Annotated in this window: 22 protein-coding genes; 10 read left to right on the top strand and 12 right to left on the bottom strand. The window is 62.8% G+C overall.

The window, feature by feature from the left end:
- Window positions 1-120: 120 nt before the first annotated feature.
- The 6 genes from LB556_RS08870 to LB556_RS08845 form a co-directional block, all read right to left on the bottom strand.
- Window positions 121-528, bottom strand: a complete 408-nt coding sequence (locus LB556_RS08870) for a DUF3168 domain-containing protein (RefSeq protein WP_224566202.1) — start codon at window positions 526-528, stop codon at window positions 121-123.
- A gap of 231 nt (window positions 529-759) precedes the next feature.
- Window positions 760-1,566: an ABC transporter permease gene (locus LB556_RS08865; RefSeq protein ID WP_224566200.1), complete on the bottom strand. Its 807-nt coding sequence runs from the start codon at window positions 1,564-1,566 to the stop codon at window positions 760-762.
- Window positions 1,566-2,399 carry an ABC transporter permease gene (locus LB556_RS08860; RefSeq protein WP_224566198.1) on the bottom strand — a complete coding sequence of 278 codons (834 nt, stop codon included), beginning with the start codon at window positions 2,397-2,399 and terminating at the stop codon, window positions 1,566-1,568. The genes LB556_RS08865 and LB556_RS08860 overlap by 1 nt, the downstream gene beginning before the upstream one ends.
- Window positions 2,400-2,421: 22 nt before the next feature.
- Window positions 2,422-3,534 (bottom strand): ABC transporter substrate-binding protein, encoded by a 1,113-nt coding sequence (locus LB556_RS08855; RefSeq protein ID WP_224566197.1) that lies wholly within the window; start codon window positions 3,532-3,534, stop codon window positions 2,422-2,424.
- Between the two features lie 68 nt (window positions 3,535-3,602).
- Entirely contained in the window at window positions 3,603-4,697 is a 1,095-nt protein-coding gene (locus LB556_RS08850) for an ABC transporter ATP-binding protein (RefSeq protein ID WP_224566196.1), read from the bottom strand.
- A 128-nt stretch (window positions 4,698-4,825) separates the two neighbouring features.
- Entirely contained in the window at window positions 4,826-5,722 is an 897-nt protein-coding gene (locus tag LB556_RS08845; RefSeq protein WP_224566195.1) for a LysR substrate-binding domain-containing protein, read from the bottom strand.
- A gap of 75 nt (window positions 5,723-5,797) precedes the next feature.
- Here LB556_RS08845 and LB556_RS08840 point away from each other — a divergent pair, with 75 nt between their 5' ends.
- The 6 genes from LB556_RS08840 to LB556_RS08815 all read left to right on the top strand — a co-directional run bounded on the left by LB556_RS08840 (window position 5,798) and on the right by LB556_RS08815 (window position 13,523).
- The gene (locus tag LB556_RS08840) at window positions 5,798-7,384 is read left to right on the top strand and encodes an amidohydrolase (RefSeq protein ID WP_224566194.1); all 1,587 of its coding nucleotides are present in this window, start codon (window positions 5,798-5,800) and stop codon (window positions 7,382-7,384) included.
- Window positions 7,385-7,421: 37 nt separating this feature from the next.
- Window positions 7,422-8,354, top strand: a complete 933-nt coding sequence (locus LB556_RS08835; protein ID WP_224566193.1) for a dimethylarginine dimethylaminohydrolase family protein — start codon at window positions 7,422-7,424, stop codon at window positions 8,352-8,354.
- Window positions 8,355-8,564: 210 nt separating this feature from the next.
- Window positions 8,565-10,718: a transglycosylase domain-containing protein gene (locus LB556_RS08830; RefSeq protein ID WP_224566192.1), complete on the top strand. Its 2,154-nt coding sequence runs from the start codon at window positions 8,565-8,567 to the stop codon at window positions 10,716-10,718.
- Between the two features lie 110 nt (window positions 10,719-10,828).
- Window positions 10,829-11,413 (top strand): DUF1214 domain-containing protein, encoded by a 585-nt coding sequence (locus LB556_RS08825; RefSeq protein WP_224566191.1) that lies wholly within the window; start codon window positions 10,829-10,831, stop codon window positions 11,411-11,413.
- Window positions 11,406-11,975, top strand: coding sequence for a DUF1254 domain-containing protein (locus LB556_RS08820; RefSeq protein ID WP_224566190.1), 570 nt, complete (start codon window positions 11,406-11,408; stop codon window positions 11,973-11,975). The genes LB556_RS08825 and LB556_RS08820 overlap by 8 nt, the downstream gene beginning before the upstream one ends.
- Window positions 11,976-12,422: 447 nt before the next feature.
- Window positions 12,423-13,523 carry a hypothetical protein gene (locus LB556_RS08815; protein ID WP_224566188.1) on the top strand — a complete coding sequence of 367 codons (1,101 nt, stop codon included), beginning with the start codon at window positions 12,423-12,425 and terminating at the stop codon, window positions 13,521-13,523.
- Here the strand turns inward: LB556_RS08815 and LB556_RS08810 are convergent.
- The 3 genes from LB556_RS08810 to LB556_RS08800 all read right to left on the bottom strand — a co-directional run bounded on the left by LB556_RS08810 (window position 13,501) and on the right by LB556_RS08800 (window position 16,422).
- Window positions 13,501-13,848 (bottom strand): DUF1491 family protein, encoded by a 348-nt coding sequence (locus LB556_RS08810; RefSeq protein WP_224566186.1) that lies wholly within the window; start codon window positions 13,846-13,848, stop codon window positions 13,501-13,503. The two genes, LB556_RS08815 and LB556_RS08810, sit on opposite strands and share 23 nt — an antisense overlap.
- A 71-nt stretch (window positions 13,849-13,919) precedes the next feature.
- The gene (locus tag LB556_RS08805; protein ID WP_224566184.1) at window positions 13,920-14,699 is read right to left on the bottom strand and encodes a peptidoglycan-binding protein; all 780 of its coding nucleotides are present in this window, start codon (window positions 14,697-14,699) and stop codon (window positions 13,920-13,922) included.
- Entirely contained in the window at window positions 14,674-16,422 is a 1,749-nt protein-coding gene (locus tag LB556_RS08800; RefSeq protein WP_224566724.1) for a PAS domain-containing sensor histidine kinase, read from the bottom strand. Before LB556_RS08800 ends, LB556_RS08805 begins: the two co-directional genes overlap by 26 nt.
- Before the next feature lie 533 nt (window positions 16,423-16,955).
- On the opposite strand from LB556_RS08800, the gene LB556_RS08795 reads away from it, so the two are divergent.
- Together LB556_RS08795 and LB556_RS08790 are read left to right on the top strand one after the other, a co-directional pair.
- Window positions 16,956-17,303, top strand: a complete 348-nt coding sequence (locus LB556_RS08795) for a DUF5330 domain-containing protein (protein ID WP_224566181.1) — start codon at window positions 16,956-16,958, stop codon at window positions 17,301-17,303.
- Window positions 17,304-17,402: 99 nt separating this feature from the next.
- On the top strand, window positions 17,403-17,831 hold the full coding sequence (locus LB556_RS08790) for a SufE family protein (RefSeq protein ID WP_224566179.1): 429 nt from the start codon (window positions 17,403-17,405) through the stop codon (window positions 17,829-17,831).
- 88 nt (window positions 17,832-17,919) lie between these two features.
- On the opposite strand, the gene LB556_RS08785 is transcribed toward LB556_RS08790, so the two are convergent.
- Window positions 17,920-18,345: a MucR family transcriptional regulator gene (locus LB556_RS08785; protein WP_224566177.1), complete on the bottom strand. Its 426-nt coding sequence runs from the start codon at window positions 18,343-18,345 to the stop codon at window positions 17,920-17,922.
- 637 nt (window positions 18,346-18,982) lie between these two features.
- Here LB556_RS08785 and LB556_RS08780 point away from each other — a divergent pair.
- Together LB556_RS08780 and LB556_RS08775 are read left to right on the top strand one after the other, a co-directional pair.
- Window positions 18,983-21,079: a S9 family peptidase gene (locus LB556_RS08780; protein WP_224566175.1), complete on the top strand. Its 2,097-nt coding sequence runs from the start codon at window positions 18,983-18,985 to the stop codon at window positions 21,077-21,079.
- A gap of 227 nt (window positions 21,080-21,306) precedes the next feature.
- On the top strand, window positions 21,307-21,708 hold the full coding sequence (locus LB556_RS08775) for an SET domain-containing protein (protein WP_224566173.1): 402 nt from the start codon (window positions 21,307-21,309) through the stop codon (window positions 21,706-21,708).
- 1 nt (window position 21,709) lies between these two features.
- Here the strand turns inward: LB556_RS08775 and LB556_RS08770 are convergent, their stop codons facing one another.
- Together LB556_RS08770 and LB556_RS08765 are read right to left on the bottom strand one after the other, a co-directional pair.
- The gene (locus tag LB556_RS08770) at window positions 21,710-22,660 is read right to left on the bottom strand and encodes a cytochrome c (RefSeq protein WP_224566171.1); all 951 of its coding nucleotides are present in this window, start codon (window positions 22,658-22,660) and stop codon (window positions 21,710-21,712) included.
- Window positions 22,661-22,668: 8 nt separating this feature from the next.
- The gene (locus LB556_RS08765; RefSeq protein WP_224566169.1) at window positions 22,669-23,106 is read right to left on the bottom strand and encodes a c-type cytochrome; all 438 of its coding nucleotides are present in this window, start codon (window positions 23,104-23,106) and stop codon (window positions 22,669-22,671) included.
- Window positions 23,107-23,145 lie beyond the last annotated feature (39 nt).

Here is a 23,145-nt window from a genome sequence, read left to right as displayed (position 1 = left end):
CCTGGAACCATGCTCGCCAGACCCCTGCAATGCGAGACAGACAATCTGGATTTCACCGCCCCACCAATGAAACCCGCGAAGGCCCAGTCTAGACCCGGTTTCGGTGATATTGAAAGCGCGTCAGGCGTTTTCCTGCGTCAGCGCACGGAATCGCAGCAGACCATGATGGACAAGCAGTTCCTCGTCATACCGCGCCTCTGTGAATTCCAGAGACAGCCGCGTCTGTCCACGCGAACCCACGACCAGAACCGCCCCGGCAAGCCGCGCCTTGATGGCGTCCATGATCGCCCGGGTCTCGGCCTCGCCATGCGCCTTCGACCACACATGAAATGTGATCAACTGGTCATCGTTGTTCTCGGCGCCTGTGTCCCAGTCAAAGGCGGAGGTCAGGCCTGAAGTCACATAGGGAAAGGCGGCGTTGTCGGTTGCCCGCTCGAGCAATCCGGCGCCGCCCAGCAGCGCCGCAAGCGAGGCATCGCTTTTCAGTCTCAGAAACAGGGCCTGCTGCAAATCACCGGGCGCGGTCATCGTCCATTTCCCCAAGCCGTTGCGTCATGGACCATGCTTTCCCGAAGCCTTGTCCATGTGTGCATTGCCTCGTCAGATATAGCGGTTCGCCAGGTGAAAACGATGGCGATTCGTCATCGGCATGATGAATGCCGAATATCTCGAAAATACGACTTCGCTGGCACGCTCGGCAGCAGGCGCGGCACAGCCTGGCGGCGGAGAACCTGAGCCGACAGACAGATTGTACCCCGGTCAATGTCCTGCGCGCAGCCTGACAAAGAAGCTGCGTGCCGCCAGAACCAGCACGGTGATGATGATCAAAATCACCGACAGCGCCGCTATCGCCGGGTCGATGTTGTCGCGCAGGCCCATCCACATCAGGCGCGGCAGCGTGATGGCGTTGACCGAGGTGATGAACAGGGTGACCCCGATCTCTTCCCATGAGAGCACGAAGGACAACAGGGCAGCGGTGATGATGCCGAACTTGATGTTGGGCATGATGACGCGCGTGGCGCGCTCCCAAACGCCGGCGCCGAGGCCCCGGGCGGCAAGGTCGATGCGGCGGTCGAGTTGGCTGAGCGAGACCAGGATCAGAACCGTCGCGAACGGCACTGTCATCACCGAATGCGCCATGGCGACGCCGAGCCAGGTGTCGTAGCCGAAGAAGGAACTGATGCCTGAGATCGAGGTGAGCAGGAAATAGAGCGTCACCGCCGACACCACCGGCGGCACCACCATCGGCAACAGCACGAAGCCGACAAGGGTCGCGGTGAAGCGCGGCTGAAACATCCAGACACCTAGGCTGAAGCAGAGGGCCAGCACGGTCGAGAGGACGCTGCTGGCAATGCCGATGCGGATTGAAAGCAGGATCGACTGCAGCCAGCGCGGATCCTCGATGAGCGACCGATAGTGGCGCAGCGACAATTCCCCGTTCGGCATTGCCAGCATGCGGCTTGGCGTCAGCGACACCGGGACGACGGCGATGAGCGGCATGAGCAGGAACAACGCCACCAGGGCGGCGATAACCAGCGAGACGGGACCGGGGCGATAAGTCGGCATCAGATGAGCTGCTTCGGTCTGACATAACGGAACAAGAGCGCCATCAGCGCGCCGACGAACAGCACCAGCACCACGCTGATCGCAGCCCCCAGCCCCCAGTCCGGGCTCTGGAATATCCTGAGATAGATCAGTTCGGCGATCATGACGCTGCGGCCGCCACCGAGGATGGCCGGCGTGACGAAAAAGCCGAGCGAGAAGACGAATACGATCATGGCGGAGCCGATAATACCGGAGCGCGTCATCGGCACGAAGACCGTCCAGAACGTGCGCATGCGGCTGGAACCAAGCCCGCGCGCTGCCAGCAGCACACGGTCGTCCAGGCTGCGCATGGCCGAGGCCAGTGGAAAGACGGCGAACGGAACGAGGAAATGCGTCATGCCGACGATGACGCCGAATTCGTTGCGCACCAACGCCAGCGGTTCGGAGATGAAGCCGATCGACTGCAGCCAGGTGTTGATCAGTCCGCGATTGGACAGAAGCGCCACCCATCCGAAAGCTCGCGTCAGCACCGAGATCCAGAACGGCACCAGGATGCAGAATTCGGCGATGAGGCGCTGCGCCGGGCTGCCGCGCACCCAGACAACCGTGATGGCATAGGCGGCGACGACTGACACAACGGTGACGATCGCGGCGATACGAAGCGTGCGGATGAATACCGACTGGACCAGATCGTCGGTGAGCAACGCCTCGTACTGGCCAAGCCCAGGCGACGGCAAAGTGAAGCTCCACTTCACCACACCGAGAAACGGCCAGGCATAGGCAAGGCCGAGAAACAGGAGCAGCGGCGCCATCAACAGCGCCGCGCCCATCCTGTCGGAGAGAACGCCTCTCATCTCAGATCAGCATCCCACCGGGTCAGGCGGAGATGATCTTGGTGTATTCGTCCAACGCCGGCCCATAGTTCTTGGCGTACCAGTCCATGTCGAGCGGAATCTGCTTCTTCATGTTTTCCGGATCGACGGGGTTGATGCGCCTCTTGTCGGCGGGGATCAGAGCGTCGGCGGCCGGATTGGCCGGGCCCTGGCCGAGCTTGTCGAACATGACGAGCTGCTTTTCCGGATCCTGGGCGCTGGCGATGAACTTCATCGCGGCGTCCTTGCCGCCCGGGTTGTTCTTGAGCACCGCCAGGGCGCCGGGCGAGATCAGGCCCTGGTCCCAGATGAACTTGATCTTGCCGCCGGAATCCTGCTCGATCAGCGAGGCGCGCGTCGACCAGACGATCGCCATCGAGGCTTCGCCGTTCAGCAGCACGCTCTGGCTCTCGGCGCCGCCACCCCAATAGGCAGCAACGTTTTCCTTGAAGGCCGATATCTTGTCATGCGCACGCTTGAGGTCGAGCGGGTAGAGCGAAGCCGGCGCGATGCCGTCGGCCAAAAGGGCTGCTTCCCAGCTCGACACACCCCATTTGTAGAGGGAGCGCTTGCCCGGGAATTTCTTCACATCGAAGAAATCGGCCATGCCGGTCGGGGCGTCCTTGCCGTATTTCTCGGAATCGTAGGCGATGACGTAGGAGAAGAAATAGGTCGAGGCGGCATAGTCCCAGCCGAAGCCCGGCCGCATCTTCTTCTTGTCGACGATGTTGTAGTCGATCGGCTCGAGCATGCCTTGCGCGCCGAGCGTGATGGCCGAGAACGGGTCGACATCGACGAGGTCCCAGGTCGGGGCGCCGCTCTTGAACTGCGCGGCGATCGCGCCTTCGGTCGGACCCGATCCATCCATCTTGACGGTGATGCCGGTGTCCTTGGTGAAAGCCTGGCCATAGGCTGCGTCATAAGCCGTGATGGCGTCACCGCCCCAGTTGACCAGCACCAGTTCCTTGGCCTGGGCAAAAGCGCCGGTCGAGCGCAGCAGCAGCGGCGTGCCGGCGAGCACGAGGGCAGCGAGTTGCGTGAACTGGCGGCGCGAGATCTCGCCGCTTCTTGTCCTTTCGGACAGCATTTCGATGGCTTGTTTCTTGGTATCGTTCATGTCAGTTCCCCTTTGTTTTGGTTGTTTGGATCCGGAAGCCGGTGCGGCGGATCGGGCCGCGCTGGTGCTCATTGCCCTCCGTGCGGAAGGAGGAATCCCTTTTCCGCCGGCCATGTCAGCCAGACGGAATTGCCCTTGCCGAGAGCCGCCGCCGCGACCTCGTTGGGTACCGAGACAGTAACTTTGGCGCCCTGTCGCGTCGTCAGGTCGAGCTTGGTCGCCGCCCCGAGATAGGTCGAGGCGATTGCCGTCGCGGCAATGCCGTTCTCTCCGGCGGCGGCCTCGCGCGCGATGGACATGTGTTCGGGCCGGATCGCCAGGATGGCGTCACCACGGACTTTCTCTGCCGTGCAGTTCATCCTGACCGCGCGGTCCTCGCAGAGGCCGGTCGAACCGTTGTCGGCGGGCTTGACCCCCTTCAGCGGCAGCATGTTGATTTCACCCAGAAACTCGGCGACGAAGCGATTGTCGGGCCGGTCGTAGACCTCGTCCGGCGCTCCGACCTGCAGCAGTTTGCCATGATTGAAAATGGCGACACGCGACGACAGCGCCAGCGCCTCGCTCTGGTCGTGGGTAACGAAGACGAAAGTGGTGCCGGTTTCCTGGTGCAGGCGCTTCATCTCGGCCTGCATCTGGCCGCGCAGGCTCTTGTCCAGCGCCGAGAACGGTTCGTCGAGCAAAAGCACACCGGGTTCGAACACCAGGGCCCGGGCAAGCGCCACCCGCTGCTGCTGGCCGCCGGAAAGCTGCGACGGCAGTTTCTTCTCGTGGCCGACCAAACCGACGCGCTCGATCATCTCGCCGACGCGCTTCTTGATCTCGGCGCCGGTTTTCTTGCGGACCTTTAGCGGGAAAGCGATGTTGGCCTCGACGCTCATATGCGGAAACAGCGCATAGCCCTGGAACACCATGCCGGCGGCGCGCTGTTCGGCCGGGCGGTCGGTGATGTCGGTGCCGTCGCTGAACAGCCTGCCCTCGCTCGGCTGCACGAAGCCGGCCAGGATCATCAGGAAGGTGGTTTTGCCGGAGCCGGAGGGGCCGAGCAGCGTCAGGAACTCGCCGCGGCCTATGTCGAGCGTCAGATTGTCCAGCGCACGGAACGAGCCGAAGCTCTTGCCGATCCCGATTGCCTTGATCTCTGCGGCCCGGCCGGGTTGCTGCATCCTGCCTCTATCCTTCCCGTTGAGCCAAATCGTAGGCAGGGCCGAAGCTCACCGCAACCGAATAGTTTTCGCCTGACCGGCAAATTTGATTCACGAGTTGGCGCCGATCTCCCCGTCGAGGGATGACTTCAGTATGTCGCCAGCCTGTTCTCCGACAGCTTTGCCTTCAGCCAGTCTCGAAAGGCGCTGAGCACCGGATGGCCGGCCTTGGCGTGTTCAAACACCAGGAAATACGAGCGCGGCGAGGGGACCGACGCCTCGAACGGCTTGACAAGACGACCTTCGCTCAGCGCCCGGCGGCCGGTCAGTTCGTCGCCCATCGCAATCCCCTGCCCGGCGACCGCCGCCGAGAAGACGAGGTTCATGTCGGAAAAGAAGATGCCGCCTTCGGTGTCGGGATTTTCCACCTTGGACAAAGCCAGCCAGCGGGCCCAGTCCTCGGTGTCGCCAAGATGAAGCAGGTTGGCGCGAAGCACGTCGGCCGGTCTGGAAAAGCCGCCGACCTTGTTGAGCAGCGTCGGACTGCAGAGCGGCGTGAAGAAGACTTCGCACAGCAGTTCCACTGACCGGTTCGGCCAGTTGCCGACGCCGAAGGCGATGAAGGCGTCCGCTTCCGCATTACTGACATCGTCAAGACGCCGCGGCGTCAGCACCGAGAGCGCAACGTCCGGATACATCTGCTGGAACTCGCCAATATGGGAGCACAGGAACATCGAGGCGAAGCCCGGCGGGCAGGAGATTGCGAAGGAGCCGCCGACGCCTGCCCCACTGTTGTGCGTTCCCGCGTCGCCGAGCACCGTCAGCGCTTTCCTGACATCGGCCGCGTAGCGCTGGCCGCGCGGCGTCAGCGCCACGCCCTTGCCTATGCGTTGCAGGAGATCGAAGCCGAGGTCACGTTCCAGCAACCGCAGCTGATGGCTCACCGCGCTGCGGGTCAGGTGAAGTTCATCGGCGGCGCGCCAGACGCTGCCATGCCTGGCGAAACTGTCGAGGGCGCGCAGCGCCTGTGTCGAAGGAATTCTCAAGAGGTGAACCGAATTTGCATGAACCGGGAAAACATATCACTTTTTGGCGAGCCGCTTCACTGCTTTCTTTGATGCATGGACAAACCGGTGACGACATCGGCGCAAGAGACCGCGCTTGCCTGCCTCGACGGCATCCAGCCCCTGCTGTCGGCCTGGACACGCACGATCTTCGATTTCGGCGAGACCGCGTGGCGCGAGTACCAGTCGGCGGCCTGGTATGTCGATCGGCTCAAACGCGAGGGATTTTCGGTCGAGGAAGGCTCGGGCGGCATGCCGACCGCCTTCTGCGCCCACTGGACGAATGGCGCTGGACCGACCGTCGGCATGTATGCCGAATATGACGCGGTGCCCGGCAACTGCCAGGACGCCGTGACGGTGAAGCAGCCGCGACCTGGCCTTGGCGCCGAGGCGGGCGGCCATACCGATCCGCATTCGGGGCTCGGCATAGCAAGCCTAGGCGGCCTGCTCGCCACCAAGGCCGCCATGCAGCGCCACGACATTCAAGGCACGCTGCGCTTCACCGGCGAGCCCGCCGAAAAGGTGCGCGGTTCGAAGCCGATCCATGCCGCCAGGGGTTATTACGACGGCCTTGCCGGCATGATCTCCTTTCATCCCTTCTACATGCTGCCTCTTTGCAATACGGCGCGCTGGGATACGCATTGCGGCGCGGCCTACGCGATGATCTATCGCTTCGTGTGCGACGAACCCGAAAATTGGGTTCGCGCAGGTGACGGCGCACCGATCCCGCAGGCACATTCCGCGGTCAGGGCACCGGGCGCCAACGATGCGCTGATGACCATGTACATGGCCTCCAAGGCGCTGCGCGATTCCATGCTGCCGCACCAGGGCGGCTGGTCGATCAGCGAGGCGATCCTGACGGCTGGCCAGGCCACGGCCGACAATCTGCCGGCGGGCCTGGCCGAGATCCAGTATATGGTCCGCGTGCCTACGCTTCGGATGGCCGATCAGGTGACGGCGGTGCTCGACCGCAATGCCGCGGCCGCGGCCGCGATCAGCGGCTGCCGCTACGAGCGGCACTGGGTGTCGAAGTCGCGGCCGGGGCTGGCCAACCATGCCATGGCCGGGATTGCCTATGAGGCGCTGTCGACGGTCGGGCCGCCTCGCTGGGACGAGGCCGCCAGGGCGATTGCGCGCGAAATCCAGGTCAATGCCGGCGGTACCGCCACCGAAAACCCGTTCATCGACGAGCTGGAGCGGCTGATTTCCCCACAAGAGGCCGAGGCGATCCTGCGCCGCGACCTGCCGCCGTCCCAGGTGAACTCGACTTCCGACGACTACACCGACATGAGCTGGCACGCGCCCACCGCGCGGTTCTATGTCGCCCGCCCTGCCCTGCGTTCGGCGAATGGTAGCGCCTATCCCTCCTGGGTGATGAACGCTCTGGGCGGCATTCCGGCGACGATCGACCCGATGGTCATTTGCGCCGCGAAGACGGTCACGCTCGCGGCGATGCGCCTGCTCGAGGACAAAGCCGCCCGCGAGGAGGCGATGAGCGAGTTCGACACCCGTACCGGCGGCGGCGTCGGCGGCTCCAACTGGATCGCGCCGCTTTGCGACTACGAGCCGCCGATAAATTTCCGCTGGCCGGAATATGTTACCACCGCGCGCGGGCGCGACTGGTGGATCCCGACCTGCGCGTGACCGACCAACTTGAGAACAAGCCCATGAGGAGAACCGCATGACCGTCCATGATCGCATCATCGCCGAGCCGTTTTCGCTGCAGCGTCGCAATCCGGCCGGCGGCACCAAGCCGCTGACCGTCTGGGGCTTTGCCAACGAAACCGACGTGTTGACCGATGTGCTGCTCGGCTCGCCCAATTTCCTACGTCACCTGTCGACCAGTTCGCTGTCGCGCAAGTACCTGCGCGAAGCGCCCTGCAACGTCCAGATCGCGCAGGCGCAGCACAAGGACCTGGTCGCGGCCTACGAGCATTTCGGCGTCAACATCCATTGGCACGAGCCGACGCCGGAACTGCCTATGCAGGTCTATTCTCGTGATTCCAGCGTCATGACGCCGTATGGCGCCATCATCACCGCCATGGCCAATTGGTGGCGGCGTGGCGAGAACTATGCCGCTATCCGCACCTATGAAAAGCTCGGCATACCGATCTACGACATGGTGACGGCAGGGACCTTCGAGGGCGGCGACTTCAACGTTATCGAGGACGGCGTGGTGTTGATCGGCTGCGGCGGCGCCCGGACGCAGGAGGAAGGCGCCCGCCAGGTGCAAGCCTGGTTCGAGAAGGAAGGCTGGGAGACACGCATCGCCTTCATCGACGAATACTATGTCCATATCGACCTGATGGTGGTGCCGATCGCCGAAAAGCTCACCGCCGTCTGCCTCGCCTGCACCGAGCCCGGCATCGTCGACTGGCTGAAGGGCAAGGGCCACGAGATCATCGATGTTCCCTTCCAGGACACGATGGCGCTCGGCTGCAACTTCATGTCACTCGGCAAGGACAGGGTGATCGCGCCGACGTCGAGCAAGTCGTTGATCGGCCAGCTCAAGGCGCGCGGCTTCGAGGTCGCGGCCGTCGACATGAGCGAAATCTCCAAGACCGGCGGCGGCATCCATTGCATGGCGCAGGCGCTGAAGCGCGAGGCGGCCTGACAGGCCGGCAACGACAAACCATCCTCGCCCGCCGGACCGAGACTCTGGCGGGCGACCTGCTTACTCCACCTTTCCATCGATAACCTTGCAGCTGTGTCCTCGTCGCCCTTGTGGGTGTCGGCAAAATGGATGAATAGTCGGGACAGAGCGCCGCCCTGAAATTGCCGCTTGCGGTTTTCAGGTCGCGCCGGAGCCGAGCCGGGTTTTTGAATGGTCAACCCTGAACCGCGCAAGAGAAGAGGTCCGATCGCCTCCCGCCTTCTGGCGCTGGACGCATGGCTCGATTCCTCGCTCTATGAGATCGGTTTCAAGGCGCGCCAGTTCTGGGAAGCCGCGACGATCTTCTCGCGGCGCTTCCGCCTCAAGGGCTGGCGCCGCGGCTTCATCGAACTTTTGAGCGAAGGTTTCACACTTGGCGCCGGCGGCATGGTGGTGATGCTGGCGCTGGCGATACCCGCTTTCCAGGATACAGCGGGCGACTGGCGCGCCCAGGGCGATTTCGCCGTCACCTTCCTGGACCGTTATGGCAATGAGATCGGCCAGCGCGGTATCATCCAGCGCGATTCCGTACCGGTCGACGAGATGCCCGATCACGTCATCAAGGCGGTGCTCGCAACCGAGGACCGCCGCTTTTTCGAGCATTACGGCATCGACGTGCTCGGCCTGTCGCGCGCGATCTTCGAGAATGTGCGGGCGAACTCGGTCGTCCAGGGCGGATCCAGCATCACCCAGCAACTGGCCAAGAACCTGTTCCTGACCAATGAGCGCACGTTCGAGCGCAAGATCAAGGAAGCCTTCCTGTCGCTGTGGCTCGAAGCCAATCTGTCGAAGAAGGAAATCCTGCAGCTCTATCTCGACCGCGCCTATATGGGCGGCGGCACGTTCGGCATCGAGGCGGCGGCGGACTTCTATTTCGGCAAGAGCGTCAAGGACCTGAACCTTGCCGAGGCGGCGATGCTGGCGGGCCTGTTCAAGGCGCCGACGAAGTATGCCCCCCACATCAACCTGCCGGCGGCGCGCGCGCGCGCCAACGTGGTGCTGTCCAACCTCGTCGATTCCGGATTCATGACCGAAGGCCAAGTGCTGCAGGCAAGGCTGCATCCGGCCAATGTCGTCGACCGCGGCGAGCAGAAAAGCCCGGACTATTTCCTCGACTGGGCGTTCGACGAGGTCAAGAAGATTGCCAAGCCCGGCCAGCACTCACTGGTTGCCCACACCACCTTCGACGGCAACATCCAGAAGGCGGCGGAGGAATCGATGGAATTCCATCTGCGCCAGTTCGGCAAGGAGTACAACGTTACCGAAGGTGCGGTGGTGGTCATTGAGACCAATGGCGCCGTCAGGGCCATCGTCGGCGGCCGCGACTATGGCACCAGCCAGTTCAACCGCGCCACCAAGGCGCTGCGGCAGACCGGCTCGTCGTTCAAGCCCTATGTCTACGCCACGGCGATGGAACATGGCTTCACGCCGAATTCGATCATATCAGGCGGGCCGATCAGCTGGGGCAACTGGTCACCGCACAATTACGGCGGCGAGTCGGCGGGCAACGTCACGCTGCTCATGGCGATGGCCAAGTCGATCAACACCGTGCCGGTGCGGCTGGCCAAGGACCATCTCGGCATTGCGCCGATCAAGGCGATGGCGGAATCATTCGGGGTGGAATCGCCGCTGGAGGGGCACAAGACGATGGTGCTCGGCACCTCGGGCATGACCGTGATGGACCAGGCGACGGGCTATAGCGTCTTTGCCCAGAACGGCTTTGCAGGCTCCAGGCACGGCATCACACAGCTCGTCACCCGCACCGGCGAGGTGGTGTATGACTGGACCAAGGACGCGCAACCGCCGCACCGGGTGCTGTCGGAGCAGGCGCTGAAATCCATGAACACCATGCTGACGGCCGTACCGGTGATGGGCACCGCCCGGCGCGCTCAAATTCCCAACATCGTCGTCGCAGGCAAGACCGGCACGACACAATCCTACCGCGATGCCTGGTTCGTCGGCTTCACGGGCAACTACACGGCTGCCGTCTGGATGGGCAATGACGATTTCTCGCCGACCAAGAACATGACTGGCGGGTCGCTGCCGGCGATGGTGTGGCAGCGGCTGATGGTCTATGCGCACCAGAACATCGACCTGAAGCCGATCCCCGGCATCGACAAGCCCTTCGTCGACGAGGAGATCGCGGCCAAGGCCGCCGAGGCGCAGAAGAAGAGCGAGGAGCAGGCAGCGGCCGATGCAGCCGCCGAGCGGCCTCCCGTGCTGTCCAGCCGGACAACGCAGACGCTGCGGGACATGAGCCAGCTGTTCCAGATGGCGCCCAAACTCGACGCCGCCGCCCCGCCCGAAACGCTTTCGGCCCTGTAACATCAGCCTCCTGCGCGAGCGGGCCGGCAGGCAAATCCATCACGCCGGCTTGCCCAGGACCCCGCGCCACGATATCCCCGAACGGCAATCCTTCGCGCACCCGGCCCTTCATGCTCAAGAACGCCTTCCTGATGCTGATCTCGCTTGCCATAGCCATTGGCGGGGGCGGCGCCAGCGTCTGGTATGCGCTGAAGATACAGGACGGCGTCGGCGCGATCAGGATCGGCCAGTGGACCGCCTTCCCCGACATCGGCACACCGGCCGCGGACCCCTATTCCAAGGCGCGCGTGGCGCGCGAGGGCGTGCTGGCGCTCGGCCGCGCCGAAGGCCTGTCCTTCGTGGCGGAAAATGATGCCGCCGGCGACCAACTCAAGCGGGAATGCACCTACAGGATCGAGGGTGGATTTCCGACAGCCCGATTCTGGACGCTCTATGCCGCCGATCAATCGCTCGGCGTCGTCGAGACCGGCAAATCGCGGCTTGCAGCGCTTCAGTCCTACGAGGTGCTGCGCCAGTCCGACAATTCGGTGATCATTTCCGTGAGCCATCACCCGATGCCGGGCAACTGGCTGCTGACCGACGGTTCTGGAAGGATGTATTTCGTCCTGACCTTCTACGACACACCCATTGCCAGCAGCACCGGCCTGTCGGATGTTGCGCTGCCCAGGATCGTCAGGTTGGGCTGCGATGCATAGTTTGCGTGCCACCCTGCGCAGGCTTTTGCATGCCGTCCTGCTCGGTCTCGTCGGCGCCGGCATCGTTCACATTATCGTCCTGCTTCTGGTGCCGGAATTCTCGGAACGCGATGCGTGGTCACGCCTCTCCATGGCGTCCGATCTCTACAGGATGAACCGGCTTGACGCCGAGGCCGGCGGCGCGCCGGTGGTGAAATCGGTCGATCCGCTGTTCTACGCCACGGCCTGCCGTTTCGACCTCGATGAGGGAATGGTCCGCATCAAGGCGCCCGGGAACGTGCCCTTCTGGTCGGTGTCGGTCTATGACCGCAATGGCCACAATGTGTATTCCTTCAACGACCACACGGCGACAGACGGCAAACTGGATGCCGTCGTTCTGACGCCTGCGCAGATGATCGACGTGCGCAGGGATCTGCCCGAAGATCTGCAGGGGGCGGTCTTCGTCGAAGCGCCCATCGGCGAAGGCATCTTCGTCATCCGCAGCTTCGTGCCGGACGAGAGCTGGAAGCAGATCGTGTCGCGCTTTCTCGATCAAAGCTCTTGCGAGCTGCAGGATTTTTAGGCGGCGATCCGGACGAAATCCAGGCCCGGCGGATCAAGGGCCGCGCAGGCTCAGTGATGAGGTACCGGCGTCCGTGGCGATCCCGGCTTATCCGAGCCCGCGGGTCGCGCTTCGCCGGTGTTGGACCGCTCATAGCGGATGCCGGGAAATATGATCACGGCCGCCGGGATTTCGGTGGTTTGCTTTACTCGATTGGTCGGTGCCGCACGCGGCACGAAAGACAGTACCATGCCCATGGTTCGCGCATTCCTCTCGGTTTCCCCGGAGCACAACGCAACGCCTCCAAATATCATTAAGGCGGCAGAGGGTTAACGGAGCGCTAACGGATCGCCGCTAACTTGATCTTTGTTCCCCAGGTCAGAACGTTCTGACCGATGCAATCGCGAAACCGGCACGGTCGTCGGTGGCGCGAGGCCAAGTGTGTATCTGTTGTCAGGCGTATCCTACGTGTCATCTTCGGATTTCAGGCAAATCGCGATAAGGACGGAATCGGGAAAGGCCGAAAGGTTGTTCCGCGCCGCCGTCTCGGCGTTCTGCTCGCTGACCCGCCCGTCGCGCCGCGAGATCGGCCAACTCGAAGACCTGACGCTGCCGCTGTTCGACGATGTGTCCGTCGAGTCGCGGCGCTACGTGGCAGCCGCCCTTTCCGAATGCGAATATGCACCCGCGGCCCTGGTGCGGCGCCTCTGCGACGAACCGGTCGACATCGCCGCTCCGCTGCTCATCCGTTCGCGCGCGGTCAGCGATATCGACCTGATCGCGCTGATTGGCCGGCATGGGTTGCCGCATGCGCGCGCGATCGCGCGGCGTAAGAACCTGAACCCGACCATCGCCGATCTGATCAGGGCGCTCGAACGGCCGACCCTGGTGAGGGTGCGGGATCCGGAAGCAACTCCGGCGCAAAGCCTTGCCGTGAAGGCGCAAGCGACGGCGGACAGCACGACAAATCAGCAATCGTCAGGCCAGCAATCGTCCGGCCAGCAATTGCCCGGCCAGCAGACGTCAGGCCAGCAGACGTCGGGCCAGCAGACGTCGGGCATCGCCGCCGAGAATGCGCGGCGCAGGCTGCGCTCCATGATGCGAACCGGCCACGAAGCCCTCGCGGCGAAGGTCGATGCGTTCCCGGGTGCGGATGCCTATGCCAAACTGCGCGAGACAGCACTGACAGGGAACGCCGCCTTTTTTCAGACCGCGCTGGCCGATGCCCTCGGCATCGATTTTTCGATCGCGCGATCGCTCACCGCCCACCAGAATTATGCGCCGCTGCTTGCGGCGCTGCGTTCGCTTGACTTCAGCGAGGACCGGGCGTTCCTGATCACGGTTGCCGTCTTTCCCGGCCTGTTCCCGCATCCGCAGGCCATCCGCACCTATCTCGACCGCTTCCGCCTGCTGCACCGCGATGCGGCCCTGGACAAAGTGCGGGGATGGAAAGCCGAAACCCTGTCCAAGGCGGTTGGCGACGTTTCGCCGGCAAACAGCGACAGCCGCAAGGCCTCCAACAGCGACGAGGTCGAGGCCCCCGGCCTCAGGGCGTCTTCACGGAAATAAGCTCCTCGACAGGAACGCTCCCGGCCTCGATCTCGACCACCCAGATGTCGGGATCGAATTTCTTCTCGCGCTCAAGTCTCGCATCCAGCACGGCGGCATCATCGCCGGCGGCCAGAAGGCTGAAAAAACGCTCTTCGGGCTTGGCCGAATCGTAGCTTGTCTGCGGCGCAGGCCCGTAGAGGGCCGTTTCCCCCATCCTGCCCCGCGCCAGGATGAACACAGCCCCGGCCTCGGTCGCACCGCGATTGATCACGGCGGCAAATCCGCCAGCGCCGAAAACCCGGCGCAGCAGGGCCGACACCCACAGATCAGCGGTTACACGCATGGAAGACTCCCGACGACATGCGGGCTCTCTATCGAAATTCTCCAAGCAGGGCGAGCCGTCGTTTTCGGCCGTCAGTTGGTCAGGCCGATCTCGCGCATCTTGACGTAGACGATCTCGTCGGGCTCGCCGGTCTGCGGCAACCCGAACAGCGACTGGAACTCCTTGATCGCCGCCTTGGTGCGCGCACCGACGACGCCATCCAGTTGCATGTCGTCATTGCCGAAGGCCTTGAGCCCGGCCTGGATCTTGACGATGCGGGGATCGGGCCCTTGCGAAGCGGCGTTTGTCTGCGCCTCGTTCGTCTGCAAGGACACGGGAACAGCAGCTGGCGCCATGTCGGGACGAGGCCGCGGCTTGGGCACGGCGGCCGTCTTCGGCGTTGCACCCAGTTGATCCAGCAGCAGCGCGTCGATCTCGCCCGAGGCGTTCAGCCCGACCTTCTGCTGATAGGCCTGTATGGCCTTGCGCGTGTTGGGGCCGGAAATACCGTCGACGGTGCCGGAATAGAAATCGAGATCCTTCAACATGCCTTGCACCTGCTCGACCACCGGATCGCCCTTGATCGGGGCGGGCGCGGTATTGGGCCGCACGATGTTGATCGTCGTCTCCGGCTCGTCGGCGGGATGCGGAAAGCCCTGGAAATGACGTGTGGCGAAAAACGCGCCGGCGTGCGGGAATGGCTGATACCACAGCGCGTTGGCCGAAACGTAGAACAGCGTCACCAGGAATGCGGTCGATCCTCCCACCAGGACGGGATTGCGCGAAATCATGCCGCCGACGGCAATGGCGCCGTCCTGAAAGGCGTTGCCGCGGCGTTTGACTGCCCTAGCCTGTTTTGCGGAGCGAGCCATTTCCGTCCCCTTTCGCCCTCGTCACCGGCATCGTCAGCACTCCGGTCGGGTTGGCGGGGCGTCCGTGCGGCCCGCTGACCGGCAGGCTGATGGTCACCGTGGTGCCCTCACCCGGCATGCTCTCGATCGACATGGTCCCTTCGTGCAAGGCCACCAGCCCCTTCACGAGGGAGAGGCCAAGACCCGTGCCCTCGAAACGTCGCGTGTAGTCGTTCTGGATCTGCATGAAGGGTTTGCCGAGATTGGCGAAATCCTCCTCGGCGATGCCGATGCCGGTGTCCCTGACCCAGAAATGCAGGCGTGAGCCGATCCGCTTGGCGCCGACGACGACATCGCCGCCGTCGGGCGTGAACTTGATCGCGTTGGAAACGAGATTGATGAGCATCTGCTGTACGGCGCGGCGATCGGCGTTGATATCGCCTGCGTCAGGAGCGATCTGCGTCTGCAGGTCGATGTTCTTGGCCTGCGCCTGCAGCCGCATCATCGACTGGCACATGTCGACGGCTTCGATGAACCGGAACGGCTCGGGCTCGGTGGCGTAGGCGCCGGATTCGATCCTCGATACATCGAGTATGGATGTCACGACCGCCAGCAGATGCTGGCCCGAATCCCGGACGAGGCCGACATATTCCTTCTGGCGCGGATCCTTGAAGGCGCCGAACATTTCATGCAACAGCATGTCGGAGAAACCGATGATGGCGTTCAACGGCGTGCGCAATTCATGGCTCACCACTGCCAGGAACCGGCCCTTGGCCACTTCGGCGGCGGCAGCCGTCTCATTGGCTTGCGCCAGGTCTTCCCGCAGCCGCGCGGTCTCGTCATTGGCGCGCAGCACAAGCGTGAAAACGTCGCTTTGTTCCTCGCCGCGCGCCAGTTCGAGCGCGAATGGCTGATAGTTGTCGGCCACAAAACCATTTCCGTTGTGAGCGCCGTTGCCGCTTTGGGGTAGCCTGATGCGTAGTTCGAGCCGGCGCGACAGCGCGCCGTCACGCATATCGGCCAGGGCGCTGAGATAGGATACACGGTCCGACAGGTGGATGCGGTCGAAGAGGCCCGTTCCGGACAGCAGCTCAGGCGGCAATTTCAGAAGCGTGCGCGCCTTGGCGGACGCGTCGATAACCTCGCCGTGGCGGGCGACCCGTAAGATCACGGCGTCAATGATGTCTTCCAATCGGTCACCGGCATCGGCTGTATCGGCCGCGCCGGCGGTGCCGCGAAAAGCCGATATGCGCGGGATCAGGGTCAGCGCCCAGGCCAATGGCACCAGCCAGTGCCAGGCGGCGATGTGCGCATCCGCGAATGGAAGGAAGGCGGCCAGGGACTGAAGGGCGATGGCGATGGCGGCCGATGCGCCCCCCCACAACGCCGCACGCCGCGACGCGCCGATCCACCAGGCTTCGAATGGCAGCGCCAGGGCAAGCATGGCGACAGGAGAGCTCAACCCGCCGGCGGCACCGATGAGACCGCCAAGGGCGATCGCCGCCATGGCCAGGGCGATCGGCCCGGCGGCAGCCATCTTGCCGGTAGCGGCTACCAGCAGGGCGACGAACCAGCACAGGCCGAAGGCCGCGAAAATGGCGGCCATGGTCACGGCCGCTCCCATGCCCGATGTAACCAGCGTGACCGCGGCACCCGCCGCGAAGAACGGCGCGGCCAGCATCACGCCGATGAAGCGGCGCTGGCGCTCGCGATCGCTCCGCCCGAGAACGCTGGGATGAACCATGCGCTCACAACCGGCGGCAATCGCGCCAGGCAATTCAGCGTATCTGGCCTCGATCGGCATCAACTCAACGCACTCGCACTCGTCGTGAACAGTTCTGCTTTTGCAGATTGTCTTGGTTGGCTTTGAAACTCGCATTCAGCGTTTAAGGAATGGATAAGGCAGGGCCGACCAAGACCCGGCCCGCGGCAAATATCGGGATGGCGGCGTCCGAAAACACGTGCAAATGCGGCCATAGTAAACGGAGGGTTATTCTCGGACACCCGCCGTCAGTGGCCCAGAGGCAGGAACAGGATCGCCCTTCGTCTCGAAAAACACCTTCTAAACAAGAGGATAGGTGGTTATCAGATGGTAATGAAAATCAATCCGATATGAAACAAATCGGCAGCAAAACGCTTCGTCTCGAATTTGCCTAAAATTTGAGGAGAATTCTCGGTGATCACGCAAGCCGTCCTTCGTGCCTGTGTGCCAGCATCCTGCCCATAAAGGAGGTCATGCCATAGGATGCATGATCCGGTCACGACGAGAGGCAAGGCATGTTCTTCCTGATAAGAATGGCTTTCTGGTTTTCACTGGTGTTGCTGGCGCTGCCGCTGGGTGTCGGGTCCGATGAATCTGGCCAGGAAAGCGTCGGGCCGATCCAGGCCCTGTTCGCGGCGCGCGACGCCGTCGGCGACATCGCCGGGATCTGCGAACGCAAGCCCGACGTGTGCGAGACGGGCAAGTCGGCAATGCACACCATCACCGCCCGCGCCAAGGAAACCGCCAAGATCGCGGCCGCCATGCTGGACGACAAGTCCGCTGGCCCGGACACTTCGACGACGACCGGCAGCCTGCCGGAAGTGGTCCTGCCCGAAACGGTCAACCTGCCGATAGAGAATTAAGCCGTTTCGACGACGCACCGCGGACTGTCTGCCTCTCGACGCCTGCGGTGTCCTTGTTTTTTCCGTGACGCGGCGCCGCCGCGTGACTATATCCAGGCCATGACGACCACGATCCAGACGATCCGAGACGACTTCTCGTTCCTCGATGAATGGGAGGACCGCTACCGTTACGTCATCGAGCTTGGCGAAGCGCTGCCTCCCTTTGCCGACGCGGAGCGCAACGCCGCCAACAAGGTGCCGGGTTGCGTCAGCCAGGTCTGGCTGACCACCGAACGGGGTCCGGGCGCCGACCCCGTCATCACCTTCACAGGCGATTCGGACGCCCATATCGTGCGCGGACTGGTCGCGATCATGCTGGCGCTGTTTTCCGGAAAGACGGCCAGCGAAATCCAGAAAACCGACGCTGAAGCGACTCTGAAGGCACTCGGTCTCGACGAGCACCTGTCACCCCAGCGCGCCAACGGCCTTCGCTCGATGGTCAAGCGCATCAAACGCGATGCCGAGATGGCGCTCGCGCAGACTGCCTGACGGGCCTCTGCCTTCGACCTTCCATCCCTCAAAAACAAACGGCGCCCGAAGGCGCCGCCTGATGCAGTTCCAATCCGGCAAGCAGCGATTACCGCCCCTTGCGCTTGCGGCCGAGGCCCATCTTCTTGGCAAGCTGCGAGCGGGCCGCCGCATAGTTGGGGGCAACCATGGGATAGCTCGGGTCCAAGTTCCACTTTTCGCGATACTGATCGGGCGTCAGATCGTAATGGGTCATCAAGTGACGCTTGAGCGACTTGAACTTCTTGCCGTCTTCAAGACAGATAATGTAGTCGTCATGAACCGAGCGCTTCGGGTTGACAGCCGGCTTCTGCTTGTCGGCAGGCGGCTGTTCGACGGTTCCACCCACACGCCCGAGAGCGGCATGGACATCGGATATCAGGTTCGGCAGTTCGCCGACCGGCACGGGATTGTTGCTGACATAGGCAGCCACCACATCGGCGGTGAGCTCGATCAGCGCATCATTGTTTCTGGAAGGTGTTTCGACAATATCCATGGTCTTCAGGCCCCAACAAGAGTTACTTCGGTCTGTGCCCTTTTTTACAGGCAGGGCATTGCACGAATTTGCGCATATAGAGCTTCTACGATTCGTGTCACACGGACATCAATGCGGCCACACGTCAAGTAAGTCAATTCGCTCTCGGCATTACATTCAGGAATGTTGATCAACTATTCCGGAATCAGCTTCAATCTTTCGTGCACCATGTAATTTTCCGATATTTCGTTCACCAAACGGATAAAGGCTGACGCAGGGTCAGCTCACCGTTACATTCGCGATAACTCAAAAAGCGAGTGTCAATGCTCCTGTTTGCTTGGTGACCGAGCGGACAAACTTGGTTGTTCACACCTGTCTATAAAACCACAGGTTGCCAATCCATTGCGCAGCCAAACAGGCCGTTGCGTGTCGCCGAACGTCACATTGGCCACTTGCCAAGCCGCAAATACGGTCGCATGAGAATGGCCGGCAAAGACCTCAGCCAGCGAACCAACGGCGAAGGCCGCACAGATACGAAACCGAACAGTCATCTTCTCTCGTCCCGGCCATGGCCTACACCACCTCCAGCCGCAGCACTTGAATCCGCCCTGCTCGGCGTGTCATTCGTCGTTCAAGATATTTTCCAGAGCGAGACGCAATGACCAGTTCCCGATTTCCAATCGCCAGCCCGCCTGCACCCGAGAAGAGGCCCGTTTTCGACACGCATCACGGCATCACGCGAACCGATGAATATGCCTGGCTGCGGGCGGATAACTGGCAGGAGATGTTCAGGAATCCTTCATTGCTCGATCCTGGGATCCGCGCCGAACTCGAAGCCGAGAATGCCTATCAGTCGGCGCTGATGGCCGACACATCGGATCTGCAAAAGCAGCTTTTCAAGGAGATGAAGGGCCGCATCAAGGAAGACGATTCTTCCGTACCCATGAAGGACGGGGCTTACGCCTATGGGTCTTCCTTCAAGCTTGGTGGCGAGCAGCCGCGCTATTTCCGCATTCCGCGCGATGGCGGACCCGAGCAGATCCTGCTCGACGGCGACGCCGAGGCCGAGGGCAAGGCCTATTTCCGGCTTGGCGGTGTCGATCATTCGGCCGATCATCGCAGGCTCTTGTGGGCCTTCGACGACAAGGGTTCCGAATTCTATACGCTGCGCGTGCGCGACCTTGCCGATGGCAAGGACCTGGCGGACCAGATTGCCGCCACCGGCGGTTCGGGCGTGTGGAACGCGGGCAATGACGGGTTCTTCTACACGCGTCTCGACCCCAACCACCGGCCGTCGAAGGTGCTGTTTCACGCATTGGGGGAGGACCCCGAAAACGACCGCCTGATCTACGAGGAAACCGATCCCGGCTTCTTCATGAACGTCGACGGGACCCGCAACAACCAATGGATCATGATCGGCATCAACGATCACGAGACTTCGGAATACCGCCTGCTGAGCGCCGCCGACCCGTTTGCCGAGCCCAAGCTGGTTTCGGCGCGCGAGCTAGGCCTTCAATATGAGCTGGAGGAAGGCGGCGATATTTTCTTCGTCCTGACCAACGCGGACGGCGCCAAGGACTTCAAGATCATGACCGCGCCGGCGAGCGATCCGATCCGCGCCAACTGGCAGGAACTGGTGCCGCATGAACCTGGCCGGCTGATCCTGTCGGTGATCGGCTTCAAAAACCACATGGTCCGGCTCGAGCGCAGGGAAGGCCTGCCGCGCATCGTCGTGCGCGATCGCGCCAGCGGCGAGGAGCACCTGATTTCCTTCGACGAGGAGGCCTTCTCGCTCGGCCTTTCGGGGTCCTATGAATACGACACCGAGATGATGCGCTTTTCCTATTCGTCGATGACGACGCCGTCGCAGGTGTTCGACTACAATATGCGCACCCGCGAGCGCGTGCTGCTCAAGACCCAGGAAGTGCCGTCCGGCCACGACCCCCATCACTACGTCACGAGACGCCTGATGGCACCGGCGGCCGATGGCGAACTCGTGCCGATCTCGCTTCTGCATCACCGCGACACGCCGCTGGACGGCTCGGCGCCCTGCCTGCTCTACGGTTATGGCTCTTACGGCATCACCGTACCGGCGGCCTTCAACACCAATTGGTTCTCGCTGGTCGATCGAGGCCTGGTCTTTGCCATTGCCCATGTCCGCGGCGGCAAGGACAAGGGTTACGGCTGGTACGATGACGGCAAGCGGGCGCAGAAGATGAACACCTTCACCGATTTCATCGCCTGCGCCCGCCACCTCGTGGCCGAGCGCTATACCGCGCATGATCGGATCGTCGCGCAGGGCGGTTCGGCCGGCGGCATGCTGATGGGGGCCGTCGCCAACATGGCGCCGGATTGCTTCGGCGGTATCGTGGCCGAGGTTCCGTTCGTGGACGTGCTCACCACCATGCTCGACGCGACGCTGCCGCTGACGCCGCCGGAATGGCCGGAATGGGGAAATCCGATCGCGTCGGCCGATGATTACCGGACGATCGCCGCCTATTCGCCCTACGACAATGTCGCTGATCTCGACTACCCGCCGATCCTGGCGCTCGCCGGCCTCACCGATCCGCGCGTCACCTATTGGGAGCCGGCCAAATGGGTGGCGCGGCTGCGCGACCGCAAGAGCGGCGACAATCCGGTGCTGTTCAAGATCAACATGGATTCCGGCCATGCCGGTGCGTCCGGCCGGTTCTCACGCCTGGAGGAGATCGCCTATACTTATGCCTTCACGCTAAAGGTCACGGGCAAGGCATAGCTTGGGATCGCAGCCGGCCATCTGTCTTATGCGGTCATGGCGATGGTCGGCATCTCGGCGGTCATCGCCATATCGGCGACGCTGTTCAGCATCGTGCCGGCAGGCCTGATGATCATGATTTTTTGAATTCCGCGCGGCTTATTTCCGCTCGCTATTGCAACGGTCGCACGCTACCCAAAGCACGATTTTCCCGGGCAACGAAGCCCACATTCGCACAAGGGTCCATTATGCTGCTCGTCGACGTCTATCTCGACAAATCGCCGATCCAGGGCATCGGTGTGTTTGCCAAGAACCACATTGCCAAGGGGACGCTGGTCTGGAAGCTCGACCCCCGGTTCGACCGGATCATCGACGTCGAAACCTATGAGGGCGAGACCGGGCCGGTGAGGGATTATCTTGACCGCTACTGCTACCCCGACCGGCGCGATCCGGCCTATATCGTCTTCGAAGCCGACGACGCCCGCTACATGAACCATGACGACGAGCCGAATTGCGATGTGTCGTCGCCCGAGGAAACCTACGCCCTGCGCGACATCGCCCCGGGCGAGGAGATGACCTGCAACTACGACCATTTCTTCGAAACGGGCTTCGATTTCCTCGGCGATCGTCACCTGCGGTCCGAGGGCTAAATTATTTCGTGCTTTTCTTGCGCGCCGGATAGCCGTTGGGATGCGGCGGTATCGCCTTGAGGTAGGCGGCGATCGCCGCACGATCGTCCGCCGTCAGTTCGGCCATGTTGCGCTGCACATCGACCATGGCGCCACCGGCGGAATCGAAATCCGGCGTGAACCCGGTTTCGAGGTAGTTCGCGATATCGGACGCGGACCAGTTGCCGATACCCCCCTCGCCCGAAGTGATGTTCGGCACGACGCCTCCGCCCTCGGCGGCCACGGCCCCGGCCAGCCATTGGCCCTTCCTGGTGCCGCCCGCGAAGTCGCGCGGCGTGTGGCATTCGCCGCAATGACCCGGCCCTTCGACCAGGTAGCGGCCTGCCATCACGGGTTCAGGCGTGCCGTCAGGCAGGGGAATGACAGGCTGGTCGCTGAGATAAAGGCGCTTCCACAGGCCGATGCCACGCCGGATGTTGAACGGGAAGGCCAGCGAATTGTCCGGCGCCTTGCCGGAGACGGCGGGAAGCGTCTTCAGGAAGGCATAGAGGTCGGCGACGTCGGACGGCTTCATGCGCGCATAGGAGCCATAGGGAAACGCGGGATAGAAATGCTCGCCCGTCGGCGAAACACCCTTCAGCATGGCATTTGCCAGGTCGGCGACGGACCATGCGCCGATGCCGTCCTTGGGATCTTGCGAAATATTGGGCGGAACAAAGGTACCAAACGGCGTCTTGAGTTCGAGGCCCCCGACCAGTTGAAGCCGTGCATCGCCCTGCGCGCCAGGCTTGGCATGGCAGGAGCTGCAGCCGCCGGCATAGAAAATGCGCTTGCCTCGGGCGGCGTCACCCGGCCCGAGTTGCGCCAGGGTTGCGGCATCGAGCTTGACCGGAGCCGACAGCAGCCAACCGGCGGCCGCGCCGGCGACGCCCAGAATGAGCGCCACGCCGACGAGCTTCTTCAGCCAGGGCATGGCTGGGATCAGCCTTTCTTGATCCGGTAACCCTGATGGCAGGTGCCGCAATCCGAACCGATTGCTCCGACCTGCGTCTTCAGCGCATCGGCGTCGGCGGGAGCGGCCGCGACCGCCGCCTTGACGTCGGCCAGGTACTTGTCCTCCACGGCCTTGAAGCCGGCCATGTCTTCCCAGATCTTTGGAGCCGCCGTCGTGTCGCCGCTCTCGCTGCCTTTCGGGAACAACGCATCGATATCGAACTTCTCGGCATTCGCCTGCAGCGCCTGCAACTGCGTCAGCACCGCGGCGGCATCAAAGGGCTCCTCGTCCTTCGCCACTTTCGACAGGCCGCCGACGATCTTTCCGCGTTCCTTCATCAGGGCCTGCCGGTCGCGGATCGGATCGGCAAAGGCCGCCGAAGCGGCGAGGGCAAGCATAGAGATGGCGATGACAAGCTTTTTCATTCAATCGGCTCCGTGATGAAGGCATTTCAGGACACGACG

The sequence above is a fragment of the Mesorhizobium sp. ES1-4 genome (assembly GCF_020164745.1).
Classification (GTDB): domain Bacteria; phylum Pseudomonadota; class Alphaproteobacteria; order Rhizobiales; family Rhizobiaceae; genus Mesorhizobium.
The sequence above is the reverse complement of the archived record's forward strand: the minus strand, read 5'-3'. Positions and strand labels throughout refer to the sequence as shown.

Coding starts and splice junctions, on each gene's coding strand:
- LB556_RS08870 (WP_224566202.1), bottom strand. CDS start 528: ATGACCGCGCCCGGTGATTTGCAGCAGGCCCTGTTTCTGAGACTGAAA.
- LB556_RS08865 (WP_224566200.1), bottom strand. CDS start 1,566: ATGCCGACTTATCGCCCCGGTCCCGTCTCGCTGGTTATCGCCGCCCTG.
- LB556_RS08860 (WP_224566198.1), bottom strand. CDS start 2,399: ATGAGAGGCGTTCTCTCCGACAGGATGGGCGCGGCGCTGTTGATGGCG.
- LB556_RS08855 (WP_224566197.1), bottom strand. CDS start 3,534: ATGAACGATACCAAGAAACAAGCCATCGAAATGCTGTCCGAAAGGACA.
- LB556_RS08850 (WP_224566196.1), bottom strand. CDS start 4,697: ATGCAGCAACCCGGCCGGGCCGCAGAGATCAAGGCAATCGGGATCGGC.
- LB556_RS08840 (WP_224566194.1), top strand. CDS start 5,798: ATGGACAAACCGGTGACGACATCGGCGCAAGAGACCGCGCTTGCCTGC.
- LB556_RS08835 (WP_224566193.1), top strand. CDS start 7,422: ATGACCGTCCATGATCGCATCATCGCCGAGCCGTTTTCGCTGCAGCGT.
- LB556_RS08830 (WP_224566192.1), top strand. CDS start 8,565: ATGGTCAACCCTGAACCGCGCAAGAGAAGAGGTCCGATCGCCTCCCGC.
- LB556_RS08825 (WP_224566191.1), top strand. CDS start 10,829: ATGCTCAAGAACGCCTTCCTGATGCTGATCTCGCTTGCCATAGCCATT.
- LB556_RS08820 (WP_224566190.1), top strand. CDS start 11,406: ATGCATAGTTTGCGTGCCACCCTGCGCAGGCTTTTGCATGCCGTCCTG.
- LB556_RS08810 (WP_224566186.1), bottom strand. CDS start 13,848: ATGCGTGTAACCGCTGATCTGTGGGTGTCGGCCCTGCTGCGCCGGGTT.
- LB556_RS08805 (WP_224566184.1), bottom strand. CDS start 14,699: ATGGCTCGCTCCGCAAAACAGGCTAGGGCAGTCAAACGCCGCGGCAAC.
- LB556_RS08800 (WP_224566724.1), bottom strand. CDS start 16,422: ATGGTTCATCCCAGCGTTCTCGGGCGGAGCGATCGCGAGCGCCAGCGC.
- LB556_RS08795 (WP_224566181.1), top strand. CDS start 16,956: ATGTTCTTCCTGATAAGAATGGCTTTCTGGTTTTCACTGGTGTTGCTG.
- LB556_RS08790 (WP_224566179.1), top strand. CDS start 17,403: ATGACGACCACGATCCAGACGATCCGAGACGACTTCTCGTTCCTCGAT.
- LB556_RS08785 (WP_224566177.1), bottom strand. CDS start 18,345: ATGGATATTGTCGAAACACCTTCCAGAAACAATGATGCGCTGATCGAG.
- LB556_RS08780 (WP_224566175.1), top strand. CDS start 18,983: ATGACCAGTTCCCGATTTCCAATCGCCAGCCCGCCTGCACCCGAGAAG.
- LB556_RS08775 (WP_224566173.1), top strand. CDS start 21,307: ATGCTGCTCGTCGACGTCTATCTCGACAAATCGCCGATCCAGGGCATC.
- LB556_RS08770 (WP_224566171.1), bottom strand. CDS start 22,660: ATGCCCTGGCTGAAGAAGCTCGTCGGCGTGGCGCTCATTCTGGGCGTC.
- LB556_RS08765 (WP_224566169.1), bottom strand. CDS start 23,106: ATGAAAAAGCTTGTCATCGCCATCTCTATGCTTGCCCTCGCCGCTTCG.